Source organism: Psychroflexus planctonicus (assembly GCF_014640195.1).
GTDB classification, from domain to species: domain Bacteria; phylum Bacteroidota; class Bacteroidia; order Flavobacteriales; family Flavobacteriaceae; genus Psychroflexus; species Psychroflexus planctonicus.
The window spans coordinates 54,487-68,012 of sequence record NZ_BMGM01000002.1 but is presented as its reverse complement, the minus strand read 5'-3'; the positions used below and the strand labels follow the sequence as shown (position 1 = coordinate 68,012).

13 protein-coding genes are annotated in these 13,526 nt (G+C 32.1%); 8 read left to right on the top strand and 5 right to left on the bottom strand.

Translation table 11 applies throughout. The features are described from left to right. Positions 1-227: 227 nt before the first annotated feature. Both IEV72_RS02440 and IEV72_RS02435 read left to right on the top strand, forming a co-directional pair. The gene (locus IEV72_RS02440) at positions 228-863 is read left to right on the top strand and encodes a MarC family protein (protein ID WP_188457497.1); all 636 of its coding nucleotides are present in this window, start codon (positions 228-230) and stop codon (positions 861-863) included. Positions 864-963: 100 nt separating this feature from the next. Further along, complete coding sequence (locus IEV72_RS02435; protein ID WP_188457496.1) at positions 964-1,362, top strand: glyoxalase; 399 nt, start codon at positions 964-966, stop codon at positions 1,360-1,362. Between the two features lie 61 nt (positions 1,363-1,423). Here the strand turns inward: IEV72_RS02435 and IEV72_RS02430 are convergent, their stop codons facing one another. Together IEV72_RS02430 and gyrA are read right to left on the bottom strand one after the other, a co-directional pair. Continuing rightward, entirely contained in the window at positions 1,424-2,686 is a 1,263-nt protein-coding gene (locus IEV72_RS02430; protein WP_188457495.1) for a tetratricopeptide repeat protein, read from the bottom strand. Positions 2,687-2,711: 25 nt separating this feature from the next. Then, complete coding sequence (gyrA, locus tag IEV72_RS02425; RefSeq protein WP_188457494.1) at positions 2,712-5,246, bottom strand: DNA gyrase subunit A; 2,535 nt, start codon at positions 5,244-5,246, stop codon at positions 2,712-2,714. Positions 5,247-5,472: 226 nt separating this feature from the next. On the opposite strand from gyrA, the gene IEV72_RS02420 reads away from it, so the two are divergent. Together IEV72_RS02420 and IEV72_RS02415 are read left to right on the top strand one after the other, a co-directional pair. Next, positions 5,473-8,034, top strand: coding sequence for an ATP-dependent Clp protease ATP-binding subunit (locus IEV72_RS02420; protein WP_188457493.1), 2,562 nt, complete (start codon positions 5,473-5,475; stop codon positions 8,032-8,034). Continuing rightward, complete coding sequence (locus IEV72_RS02415) at positions 8,027-8,530, top strand: hypothetical protein (protein WP_188457492.1); 504 nt, start codon at positions 8,027-8,029, stop codon at positions 8,528-8,530. Before IEV72_RS02420 ends, IEV72_RS02415 begins: the two co-directional genes overlap by 8 nt. Positions 8,531-8,580: 50 nt before the next feature. Here IEV72_RS02415 and IEV72_RS02410 read toward each other — a convergent pair whose 3' ends face one another. Next, complete coding sequence (locus IEV72_RS02410) at positions 8,581-9,618, bottom strand: RluA family pseudouridine synthase (protein ID WP_188457491.1); 1,038 nt, start codon at positions 9,616-9,618, stop codon at positions 8,581-8,583. Positions 9,619-9,620: 2 nt separating this feature from the next. Continuing rightward, on the bottom strand, positions 9,621-10,253 hold the full coding sequence (locus IEV72_RS02405) for a PASTA domain-containing protein (protein ID WP_188457490.1): 633 nt from the start codon (positions 10,251-10,253) through the stop codon (positions 9,621-9,623). Positions 10,254-10,368: 115 nt separating this feature from the next. Between IEV72_RS02405 and IEV72_RS13635 the strand changes: the two genes are divergently transcribed. From IEV72_RS13635 to IEV72_RS02390, 4 genes are all read left to right on the top strand, one after another. Then, complete coding sequence (locus IEV72_RS13635; RefSeq protein WP_229731773.1) at positions 10,369-10,509, top strand: hypothetical protein; 141 nt, start codon at positions 10,369-10,371, stop codon at positions 10,507-10,509. 69 nt (positions 10,510-10,578) lie between these two features. Then, on the top strand, positions 10,579-10,869 hold the full coding sequence (locus tag IEV72_RS02400; protein WP_188457489.1) for a phosphoribosylpyrophosphate synthetase: 291 nt from the start codon (positions 10,579-10,581) through the stop codon (positions 10,867-10,869). Between the two features lie 92 nt (positions 10,870-10,961). After that, entirely contained in the window at positions 10,962-11,438 is a 477-nt protein-coding gene (locus tag IEV72_RS02395; protein WP_188457488.1) for a Dps family protein, read from the top strand. Further along, positions 11,438-12,346, top strand: a complete 909-nt coding sequence (locus tag IEV72_RS02390; RefSeq protein WP_188457487.1) for a mechanosensitive ion channel family protein — start codon at positions 11,438-11,440, stop codon at positions 12,344-12,346. The genes IEV72_RS02395 and IEV72_RS02390 overlap by 1 nt, the downstream gene beginning before the upstream one ends. A gap of 2 nt (positions 12,347-12,348) precedes the next feature. On the opposite strand, the gene bshA is transcribed toward IEV72_RS02390, so the two are convergent. Continuing rightward, entirely contained in the window at positions 12,349-13,479 is a 1,131-nt protein-coding gene (gene bshA / locus IEV72_RS02385; RefSeq protein WP_188457486.1) for an N-acetyl-alpha-D-glucosaminyl L-malate synthase BshA, read from the bottom strand. Between the last annotated feature and the right edge of the window lie 47 nt (positions 13,480-13,526).

Genomic DNA, 13,526 nt, shown 5'->3' with positions numbered 1-13,526 from the left:
ATGACTAAATAGCTTTTTAAGATACTATATCGTTGTCGCTAAGATTATAGAAATTATTCAAAGATATGTTTATCAACTAAATTATTGTTGTGGATTCAATCTAATCAATATAAAGTTAACTCACTAAACAGGTTTTATACTGAGCAATAAAAGCAAAAAATTAAACCAAAAGCTATTGCTGAGCATTAAACTTAATCCTATTTTTGCAAGCTTAAATTTTTGAAAAAATGACAGAATATATCACTTTTGGAATTTTGTGTTTTACCACTTTTTTTACCATTATAAACCCTTTGGGAGTGATGCCTATTTTTATGACCATGACTAAGGAAATGGATAAAAGCGATCGAAATGCAACGGCTAAAAAAGCAATTTTAGCATCTTTTGTAACACTGGTTGTCTTTGCTTTTTCAGGTCAAGTTTTATTTAGTTTTTTTGGAATTTCTGTCAACAGTTTTCGTGTTGTGGGTGGTATTATTTTCTTTTTAATGGGAATGGATATGTTACAAGCTAGATTAGGGACTGTGAAAGTAAAGCCTGAAGAAGTTAAAACCTATGTTTCTGATATTTCTATTACTCCACTTGCCATACCTATGATTACTGGTCCTGGTGCCATAACTAATGCCATTGTTTTGATGGAAGATGCTGGAGGCGTAGACTTTAAATTAGTTTTACTTGGTGCAATCCTGGTTGTTTTTGCAATTACACTTGCCATTTTATTGAGTGCTACTAAAATTATTAAATTACTGGGTACCACTGGAAATAATGTTTTAATGAGATTAATGGGATTAATTATTATGGTAATTGCTATTGAGTTCTTTTTGAGTGGTTTTAAACCTATCTTTCAGGATATTATCGCAAAATAGGTATTCATTTAAAAAATTGCTTCTAGGACCATTTCAATTTTTTGTGAATTTTTAACTTAAACGAACTTTTAAAGTGAATTAAGATTAATACTTTCACTTTATGGAAAATAGAGAAAAAAGCTTATTAGAATTAAGGCCTGTTATTCGCAATGCTAAAGTAAATAGTGATACTTTAAGTGCAGAAGCATTTCAAAACAAAACGTTAAGACCAATTGCAAAGTTTCAAAATGATTTGCTCATTGAAATGTTTAAAGTATACATTAATTATAGAAAGAATAAATTTTACGAATTAAGCTTAGAGAATAAACTAAAGTATATTGAAGAAGCTGTTAAAAAAGATGCTAAATTAAGAAGACAAGTTCAAGGTGTATTTATAGGTTTATTTTCTATTGAAGAATATATGGAATATTCTAAAGATTATAAATCCTTCAATAAAAGGATAAACAACCTTTGTATTGAACGATTGAAAAGCAATATTCAACTTTTTGAAAAGGTATAAAAAAAGCCGTCTCAAGATTGAGACGGCTTTTTAATTCAGTATTTAATATACTTAAAGAATATTACAATTCTTCAAGTGCATTTTTCATTTTTTCAGCTTCATCATCATTGCCCAACTGGTAGTGAATATTCATCAAAGTTTGAATAACACCTTTGTTGGTTGAATCTACCTTATAAGCTTTTTCTAAATAAGGCAATGCTTCTTCATACAACTCTTTCTTTTGCTTATTAAGTTGCTCATAACGTTTATTGTCTGCTGCAGACATCCCTAATTCATTCATTTCTTCTACTAATTTTGTTTCTTCAGACAAAATTAATCTGGCTAAATTAAGATAGGTATAAACGTATTCCGGATCTAGCTCAATTGACTTTTCATAGAATTGTTTAGCTGCTTCTTCATCTTCTAATTGTTCAGCAGAAACACCTAAGTTATAATACACCATTGCATCATCAGGAGCTTTATCTTTAATATTATTCATCAATTCTTGATACTTTTCAACATCTCCTAATTGATAATATAAATCTGCTTCAGCTTGAAGTAAAGTAATATCGTCTGGATCCATTTCTTTTGCAACTTCAATGGCTTCCATTGCCTTTTCTGGCTGCTCTAATTGAATATAAAGTCTAGATGTATTTTTAGCAATTTCAGCTTTAACAGAAGGCGACTTTACATCTTCAGGTTTGGAATAATTATCAGATCTTACCATCAAATCTCTGTAATCTTTATCTCCAAACTTCTCTCTCTCCCCTGTTTCATTATTTACTGCAAAATATTCCATCTTAGAACCATCAAAACCTAACTCCAAAAGTTCTTCGTAATAACTTACTGCGTCATCTAATTCTTGAGCACTTATTGCACTACCGGCTGCGTAGTATAAATAAATGGTATCATTTTTATCTAATTGATAAGATTTATATAGTTTCTCTTTAGCCGTAGAAAAATCTTTTTTGTTTTGATCTTCTACTGCAGAATTCACCAATTGGTTTTTAACCATAAAGAGTCCATCTGTTGCATCTGTTTCAGAATCGTCTTTTTCAAGCGCTTTTTTATAGGCTTCAGCTGATTTTTCTAATTTCTCAATATCGTTAGTACCATTTTCTTTAGGACCAAATAAGGCATCACCTAAAGCCACATAATAACGTACAACCCACTTATCCTTTTCATCTAAAATTCCAGCAGATTTAGCAGCATCAAGTTCTTTAATGGCTTCTTCGTAATTGTTATCTTTCATTGCCTTCTCAGCACTTTTCACTTCTTTTTTTTGAGCCGTCATATTGAAACCCAAAAACAAGGCAAGACCAAGTGTTATAAGTTTAGTATTCATTTGTTTAAATTTTGTGTTTAATAAATTATTCATTTGAATTTGTTTCGTCTGTATTTGGTGAAGTTTCTTCACCTTCATTAATATCTTCAATTTCTTCATCTTCAATTGCAATTTTAGCAACTGCTGCAATGGAATCTCCATCTTTTAAATTGATTAATCTCACACCTTGGGTTGCTCTACCCATGGTTCTTAATTCTTGCATAGACATGCGTATAGCTACACCTGATTTTTTAATAATCATTAAGTCGTCTGCATCAGTAACATTTTTAATAGTTACTAAGCTACCTGTTTTCTCCGTTATTGATATGGTTTTAACTCCTTTACCACCACGGTTGGTTGTTCTGTATATTGGCTCTCCAGATTCTGGGTCGTCTATAAATGTACGTTTACCATATCCGTTTTCAGAAACTACTAAAACGGTTTCTTCTTTAGGATTGTTAACTGTAATCATTCCAACAACTTCATCCTTGTCATTTCCTAATCTAATTCCGCGAACACCAGAAGCGCTTCTTCCCATTGGTCTAGTTTTGCTTTCTTCAAATCGAATGGCTTTACCCGATTTTAAAGCAAGCATTACTTCAGACTCACCATTGGTTAATACTGCCGAAAGCAATTCGTCTCCATCTTTAATAGTAATGGCATTAATTCCGTTGGTACGTGGTCTTGAATATTGTTCTAATGAAGTTTTCTTAACCTGGCCTTTTTTGGTAGCCATTAACACATAATTTGAATTTACGTATTCTTCATCTTTCAAATCTTGTGTACAAATAAAGGCGTTGATTTTATCGTTGGGATCAATATTAATCAAGTTTTGAATAGCTCTTCCTTTTGAAGCTTTTGTACCTTCGGGTATTTCAAAAACACGCATCCAGAAACATTTTCCGTTTTGCGTAAAGAAAATCATGTATTGGTGATTGGTTCCTACAAAAAGATATTCTGAAAAATCTTCATCTCTTGTCGTGGTTGCTTTTTGACCTACTCCACCTCTACTTTGTGTTTTGTATTCTGTTAGGGAAGTTCGTTTTACATAACCTGCATGAGAAATTGTAATCACAACTTGTTCATTAGGAATCATGTCTTCCATACTTAAATCTCCACCAGCATATTCAATATTAGAACGGCGCTCATCTCCATACTTTTCCTTAATTTCTAGTAGCTCGTCTTTAATAATTTGCATACGGCGTTCTTCGCTACCCAAAATATCTTTTAAGTCTTCAATGGTTTTCATCAATTCTTCATATTCAGAACGTAGTTTATCTTGCTCAAGACCGGTTAATTGTCTTAAACGCATTTCTACGATTGCTTTGGCCTGAATTTCAGTTAACTCAAATCGTTCAATTAAGCTTGCTCTTGCTTCTTCTGCGTTAGAAGAACCACGAATAATTTTAATTACTTCGTCTATATTATCTGAAGCAATAATCAATCCTTCTAAAATGTGTGCTCTTTCTTCTGCTTTGCGAAGTAAATATTTGGTTCTTCGAGTAACTACATCATGTCTGTGTTCAACAAAATAATGAATCAAATCTTTTAGATTCAACATTTGTGGTCTACCTTTTACCAGGGCAATATTGTTTACACTAAAAGAAGATTGTAATGCTGTATGCTTATATAATGTGTTTAAAACCACATTGGGAACGGCATCTTTTTTCAAGATGTAAACTATCCGCATTCCATTACGGTCAGATTCGTCACGAATTAAAGAAATTCCTTCAATTTTCTTATCGTTTACCATGTCTGCTGTTTTCTTAATCATATCAGCTTTATTGACTTGGTAAGGAATTTCAGTAACTATAATGCATTCTTTCCCTTTTACTTCTTCAAAAGTGGCTTTTGCACGCATAACCACGCGGCCACGACCCGTTTTATAGGCTTCTCTAACACCATCATAGCCATAAATTGTACCTCCTGTTGGAAAATCTGGAGCTTTAATGTACTCCATTAATCCTTCAATTTCTATATCATTGTCATCTATGTAAGCAATGGTACCATCTATAACTTCAGTTAAGTTATGCGGAGCCATGTTGGTAGCCATACCAACAGCAATACCACTTGCTCCATTCACCAACAAATTAGGAACTCGAGTTGGCATTACAGTAGGTTCTTCTAGCGTGTCATCAAAATTTAACGAATAATCTACAGTTTCTTTATCGATGTCCGATAACATCTCTTCGCTAAACTTTCGCATTCTGGCTTCTGTATAACGCATAGCTGCTGGACTGTCTCCATCAACCGAACCAAAGTTACCTTGCCCATCTACAAGCTGATAACGCATACTCCATTCCTGGGCCATACGCACCATTGCATCATAAACAGAAGTATCTCCATGTGGGTGATATTTACCTAATACCTCACCTACAATTCTTGCTGATTTTTTATGCGGTCTATTGGAAAGTACACCTAATTCATTCATTCCAAACAAAACCCTTCTATGTACAGGTTTTAAGCCATCCCTTACATCGGGTAAAGCTCTTGAAACAATAACAGACATTGAGTAATCAATGTAAGCTGTTTTCATTTCGTCTTCTATATTAATCGGAATCAACTGTTCGCCGTCTGCCATAAATTAAATTTTAATTAATTTGTTTAAGCTGCTAATTTACATAAAAAAATCACTATTTTGGCACTACTAAAGGCTAAAAACAGCGTTTTTTGTTAACAAAAATTTATTAGCAACAATATGCCATATTGGCATCGTTTTCTACCTTGTTTATTTATTTTTTTGTTATTTAGTGTATTATAATATTGGTATTGTTTTTGAACAATTCAGAATAAATGAAGATTGAAATATGGACGATAATTTTTCACCAAAAGTAAAAGATGTAATTTCGTTTAGCAAAGAAGAAGCTTTACGCTTAGGGCATGATTTTATAGGTACAGAACATTTAATGTTAGGCTTGCTTAGAGACGATACAAGCAAAGCCGTAGAAATATTAAATACATTTGAAGTAGACTTAAATAGATTGAGAAAAAAAGTTGAGATTTTAAATCCAACAGACTTCTCTGCTTCAAAAATTAATACAAATCAGAATTTGCATTTAACACGACAAGCAGAACGTGCTCTAAAGGCTTCTTTTTTGGAAGCTAAGTTGTTTCAAAGTTCTTCAATTAACACAGCGCATTTGCTATTGTGTATTTTAAGAAACAACGAAGACCCAATCACTAAACTTTTATCCAAATTTGATATTGATTACGACAATGTTAAAGAAGAATTCAAATCTATGATTTCACAAGACGGAAGCACTTTCGAAGAACCCACTGCAGAATCCTACCCAGAAGACAATCCTACTGGTGGCAGAAAATCTCCTTTTGAAGGAAGTAGAGATACTGGAAAATCTTCTAAAACCAATAAAAAATCTAAAACTCCAGTTTTAGATAATTTTGGAAGAGACCTTACAGCCATGGCAGAAGATGGTAAATTGGATCCCGTTGTTGGAAGAGAAAAAGAAATTGAACGCGTCTCTCAAATTTTAAGTAGAAGAAAGAAAAACAACCCGCTTTTAATTGGGGAGCCAGGTGTTGGTAAAAGTGCAATTGCAGAAGGTTTAGCTTTACGCATTATTCAACGTAAAGTTTCTCGTATTTTATATGATAAACGACTGATAACATTAGATTTAGCTAGTTTAGTTGCAGGCACAAAATATCGTGGACAGTTTGAAGAACGCATGAAAGCAGTAATGAATGAGTTAGAAAAAAACGAAGATATTATCTTGTTTATAGACGAAATTCATACCATAGTTGGAGCTGGTGGCGCAACTGGAAGTTTAGACGCTAGCAATATGTTTAAACCTGCTTTAGCCCGCGGTGAAATACAATGTATAGGTGCCACAACTTTAGATGAATATAGACAAAACATAGAAAAAGATGGTGCTTTAGAGCGTAGATTTCAAAAAATTATTGTTGAACCTACATCTATTCCTGAAACTATAGAAATACTTCACAACATTAAAGGAAAATATGAAGATCACCATAATGTGAATTTTACAGATGAAGCTATTCAAGCCTGCGTAAAACTAACAACTCGTTATATGAATGATCGCTTCTTACCAGATAAAGCCATAGACGCTTTAGATGAAGCAGGTTCACGAGTTCATATTATAAATATAAATGTACCACAGCGCATTCTAGATTTAGAAAAGAAACTTGAAGAAATTCGAGATATTAAAAATACAGTTGTAAAAAAACAAAAATACGAAGAAGCTGCGAAGCTACGTGATGACGAAAAACATGTAGAAAAAGAATTAGAGGTTGCTCAAGAAGAATGGGAAGCTGAAGCAAAAGAAAATAAAATTACGGTTACTGAAAATGACATTGCAGATGTTGTTTCTATGATGACCGGCATTCCTGTTAACCGAATTGCCAAAACTGAAGGCAATAAATTAGCCGAACTACCCAAAACTATAAAAGGCAAAGTAGTTGGACAGGATGAAGCTGTTGTAAACATTGTAAAAGCTATTCAGCGAAATAGAGCTGGATTAAAAGATCCTAACAAACCTATTGGTTCATTTATTTTCTTAGGTCAAACTGGTGTTGGAAAAACACAACTTGCAAAAGTTTTAGCTACTGAATTGTTTGATAATGAAGATGCATTAGTAAGATTAGACATGAGTGAATATATGGAAAAGTTTGCTGTGTCTAGATTAATTGGTGCACCTCCTGGCTATGTTGGTTACGAAGAAGGCGGACAGTTAACCGAAAAAATTAGACGTAAACCTTATGCGGTTATCTTGCTAGATGAAATTGAAAAGGCACATCCTGATGTATTTAATATGTTATTGCAAGTATTAGATGATGGCCATTTAACAGACAGTTTAGGTAGAAAGGTAGATTTTAGAAATACCATTATTATCATGACTTCAAATATTGGTGCCCGAAAATTGAAAGATTTTGGAACAGGAGTTGGATTTGGTACAAAATCTCAAAAAGACCAAGAAAAAGAGAATAGCCGAAAAGTAATTGAAGGTGCACTTAAAAAAGCATTTGCACCAGAATTCTTAAATCGAGTAGATGATGTTGTTATATTTAATGCTTTAGAAAAAAGTCATATTCATAAAATTATTGATATTGAATTGGCTAAACTTTACTTGCGTATCGAAGAAATGGGTTATCAATTTTCTTTAACGGTTGCTGCTAAAGATTTTATTGCTGAAAAAGGTTTCGATTCTAAATATGGAGCTAGACCATTAAATAGAGCTATTCAAAAGTACATTGAAGATGCCTTAGCAGAAAAAATCATCAATACAGAAATCAATGAAGGAGATGAAATTAATATGGACTTCGACACTGATAAAGAAGAATTGATACTAAAGATTAAGAATAAAAAAGAAGAAAAACCTAATAAACATGAATAAGATTTTTTACCTATTTGCTATTGCTTTTGTACTAACTGCATGTAAAAATGAGAAAGAACAAGACAAAACCAAAGCAATTGATGAACAACCTAATGATGTAGAATTAGAAATTACAGAACCTGAGTTAGAAGATATCCCTTCTTTAAAAAAGTGCTACACTTATAAAGACGAGAATACAGACGCTCAATTGAATCTTATTTTAGAAGATGATATAGTAACGGGCAACCTAATTTACAATGGAGAAAATTCAAAAAGTGGTTCTTTAACGGGTGAATTTTCTGGAGATACATTGTATTTATCATATAAATATAGACAAGGTGATGTTACTTCGGTAAAAGAAATTGTTTTCTTAGAAGACAAAAAGAATTTCACATTGCAACAAGGCTCAGCTAAGTTGGTTGAAAAAAATGAGTTTAAAACCATTCAAGATAGAAGTAAAATAAAATTTGATGGTTGGGTTTACAAAAAACTGGATTGCGAACAAGAAAAAATCTAAAAATTCAATTCAATATTTACTTAAAAAAGCCGCTTAATTGCGGCTTTTTTTTATTCACTTATACTGTGCTTTGCATAGGTTCTCCACTTGCTCAAACAGTTTTCAATATCATCTGGAATTGGAGTATCAAACTGCATCCATTTTTTTGTAGTTGGATGTTCAAAACCTAAAGTTTTTGCATGCAGGGCTTGCCGAGGTAAAACTTTAAAACAATTTTCTACAAATTGTTTGTATTTTGAAAAAGCAGTACCCTTTAAAATCTTATCGCCGCCGTAGCGCTCATCGTTAAATAAAGTATGACCTATGTATTTTAGGTGAACGCGAATTTGATGTGTTCTACCTGTTTCTAATTTACAACTCACTAAAGTAACATAGGTAAATCTTTCTAAAACTTTGTAATGTGTTACTGCAGGTTTACCCCATTCTTCATTTTCGCCTTTAAATACAATATTTTGCATTCTATTTTTAGGGCTTCTACCAATGTTTCCTTCTATAGTTCCTTCTTCATCATTTACATTACCCCAAACCAATGCAATATATTCTCGTTGACTGGTTTTGTGGAAAAATTGTTTTGCTAAATGATTCATTGCTTCTTCAGTTTTAGCAACTACTAACAAACCACTGGTTTCTTTGTCTATTCTATGAACCAATCCTGGACGATTACTAGAGTTATTAGGGAGGTTTTCAAAATGATAAACTAAAGCATTAATTAATGTACCAGAGTAGTTTCCGTGACCTGGATGCACAACCATTCCAGCAGGTTTATTTACAACTAAAACCGCTTCATCTTCGTAAACAATATCTAAAGGAATGTTTTCCGGAATAAGTTGAGATTCATAAGGCGGATACGAAAGCAAAACCTTTACATCATCAAAAGCTTTTACTTTGTAGTTTTGTTTTACAGCCGTTCCATTTACATAAATATTACCATCTTTTGCTGCCTGCTGAATTTTAGAACGGGTTGCATTTTCAATAAAATTCATTAAAAATTTATCAATCCGCAAAGGCTCCTGCCCTTTTGATGCAATAAAATGATGGTGTTCGTACAAATCATCTTGATCCATGTTTTCTTCTTCCTTACTACTCATAATTAATTGTTTTCTGAACTTGTGTTGATTTGCAATACATCTTTAACTTCTGGAAGAGAATCTTTCGGAATGCTTTGTCCATATTTTAATTTTCCATCACCTACTATTAAGTCAATTGTAGAGGTTTTCTTAAGTACATCACCTTCTTTAATGGTATCATTTTCATGAATCATATACATAACAACATCTGCTATATTGGGTTCTTCTTTAATTTCACCAATTTTAAAACCTAATGATAACAAGGTTGGTTTTACTTGCCTCAAAGATTTTCCAGTAACATTTTTTGGGATTTCTATCTTGGGAAAACTCGAAGGATTTAAACTCAAGTAAATTTTCCGATTATTTTTTACATAAGTTCCTTGATTAGGAATTTGTTCTATGACAGAAAATGCAGGGTAATCTGGATTATATGAAGATGAATCTATTATTTCGTAACGTAAATTCATCTCATCTAATTTTTTTTTAGCAATATCTAATTCTAATTTTTCTAAATTAGGAACTGTAATATATTCGCCATGATTCGTTGAGAATTTTAACCAATACAGTGCTGCAAAAACGAGAATAATAATTAAAACAACAGCAATTAAAAGCTGTTTCAGAAAAATCTTGCTAAAAATAAAACGGAAAAATTGCATTTGGTGGTTTTACCAGCAAAGATATTAAATGGAAAGACTTAACTAGCATTTTAAAAAAAGAAAATCAACTTTGATAAAGACTTCAAAAGTTGTACATTGAAATAAAATAAGGCAAATGAACATTTCAAAATCTACTTGGTTCTACATAGCTGCAGCTCTAATTACAATTTATGGATTAGTAACTGGTTCTTTTTTACTTGTTTTTCTTGCTTTTCCGATTGGTTTATTTGGAATAAATGAGAGAAAAAACAAGTAAAGCGTTAAATAAGATTTAATCGTCTTTGTATTATTTCAATAATATTTAAATTGTAGAAAATTATAATTTATGGATACCAACACACTGTCATTAAAAATTGAAGAACTTAAAAAATTAGGCTACGATTCAAATTTTAGTGTAAAAGATGATACAATTGTAAATTTAGATAAAAAGCAAAAACTTGACGTGGAAGAATTAACAGTAAAACACTTTTACAGATTTGAAGGGATGTCTAACCCTTCTGATTTATCTATTTTGTATGCAGTTGAAACAAAAGATGGTACTAAAGGTACGTTGGTAGATGGTTACGGAATAAGCAGTTCAATTTCCAAAGAGTTGTCAAAAAAGATTCAAAAGTAGTTGTTAAACTTAGATTAAACAGCTTAAACAGTATATGTATAACTAATTCTTATTGTATATTTGCAATGAATAACAAAAACAAATAATTAGATATGGCTTATTTAAATTTAGATGAAAATAAAACTAAAGATACAGTTAAGGAATTAAACATTTTGCTTGCAGATTATCATTTATACTACCAAAAATTACGTAATTTCCATTGGAATGTAATCGGCAAAAACTTTTTTGATTTACATGAAAAGTTTGAAGAATTATATGACGATGCTAAAATCAAAATCGACGAAATTGCAGAACGTATACTTACTTTAAGATTGAAACCCAAAAGTAATTTATCAGATTATTTAGCTTTAAGTAGCGTGGAAGAATCTGATGCAGAGTTAGAGGATTTTGAAATGGTTGAAATGTTAATTGAAGATCATGGAACCATTATCCAACAAATGAGAAAAGTTATTAATACAGCAGATGCAGCCAGTGACGAAGGTACAATTGATCTGGTTGGAGCTTACATTAGAGAATTAGAAAAATCTAGCTGGATGCTCGAAGTTTGGTCTAAGAAAATTAAAGCTTAATGTTTATATTTTCTATCAGTAGTAAGTTTGGAAAATTAAAAGATGAATTACTAGGCAAGGTAATTAATATGGTAGATTCAGTTATACTGAATCTACCTAATTTCGTTATTGCTATTCTGGTATTTATTTTATTTTTAATCATTGCTAAATATGCAGGTAGAATTTTAGATAGAATTTTATTTAAAACGGCTGCACAACGTTCTGTAAGAATAATTAGCATTAAAGTAGCCAAAGTAATAATTATCTCACTTGGTTTTTTTATAGCTTTAGGGATACTTAATTTAGATAAAGTATTAACTTCTGTTTTAGGTGCTGCCGGTGTAATAGGTCTTGCTATTGGTTTAGCCTTACAAGGAACCTTAAACAATACTTTTTCGGGTGTTATTTTAAGTTTTTTACCTCGAATTCAAATTGGTGATTGGTTAGAAACTAACGATTTTAGTGGTAAAGTAATTGATATTGATTTGCGCAGTGTTGTTTTACAAACTGCAGATCAAAATATTGTGGCTATACCGAACTCCAAAATTATCGATAGTCCTTTCAAAAATTTTTCCAGGACAGATCGGGGAAGAATTACTGTAGAATGCGGTGTAGGCTATGAAAGTGATTTAAATAAAGTTCAAGAGCTTACTGAACAGATTATAAAGAAAAACTTCGAACAAAAAAGTGGTGAAGGAATTGAGTTTTACTACACAGGTTTTGGTGATAGTTCAATTAATTTCATCGTTCGGTTTTGGGCAAATGTTAGAAATCAAAAAGATGTTTTTGTTGCCAGCCATAAAGCAATTTTAGGTATTAAGAAAACATTTGATGAAAACAACATCAACATTCCGTTCCCTATTAGAACTTTAGATTTTGGTAAGAATAAATTTAGATCAGAAACTATCCAAATAGCCAATAAGGAATAAGTTTACTTTGTAGAATGTTTCATCTGTAAATAAAGTTTTTCATACATTGGAACTACTTCTTCAATATCAAATTTCCATGCCTGAGTTTCGGCATTAGTTTTAAACTTCTCCAGTTTATCATCATCCTTTAATAAGGAAATTCCATGCGTAGCCATCGCATCTACATCGCCAATTTCGCATAAAAAGCCAGATTCATTATTTACAATAACTTCGGGTAAACCACCCGCATTAGAAGCAATAACTGGAACGCCATGAGCCATGGCTTCAAGCGCAGCCAAACCAAAGCTTTCTTTTTCTGAAGGCAATAAAAACAAATCTGAAAAACAGAGAATACGTTCAATTTCATTAGATTTCCCTAAGAATATAATTGAATCTCTAACGCCTAGCTCATGTGCTAATTTTGAAGCATTTTCCCGTTCAGGTCCATCTCCTATTATAATCAGCTTAGCTTTAACTTCTTTTTGAATTTTATGAAATACTTCAATTACATGATCTATTCTTTTAACTTGTCGAAGATTACTAACATGGGTTATAATTCTTTCATCTTCATTAGCCATTAAATGACGCTTACAATTTTCAAAGTCTTTTTGAAGATTTTTCATATCAATGAAATTCGGTATAACATGAATTTCATTTTTAATGTCAAAAATTCGCAGGGTATCACTTTTTAAGCTATCTGAAACTGATGTAACTGCATCGCTTTTATTGATGCTGAAATTTACAGCTGGCTTGTAAAAATTATGGCTTCCTACTAAAGTAATATCTGTACCGTGCAAAGTGGTCATCATTGGGATATGAATATCTTCTTCCAACAACATTTGCTGTGCCATAAAACCCGCATAGGCATGCGGTATAGCATAATGCACATGCAAAATGTCAATTTCAAATTTTTTGATAACCGTAACCAATTTGCTTGAAAGTGCAAGCTCATAAGGTTGATAATGAAAAAGTGGATATTCCGGGACAATTACTTCGTGATAATGAATATTGTGCGTTAGATAATCTAAACGAACTGGTTGTTTATAAGTTACAAAATGAATTTCGTGACCGCGTTTGGCAAGCGAAATTCCTAATTCTGTTGCTACTACTCCACTTCCACCGAAGGTTGGATAACACACAATGGCTATTTTCATTTAAGGTATTTTAGAATTTAAAAATAATTGATTTTAACTTAGCAGTG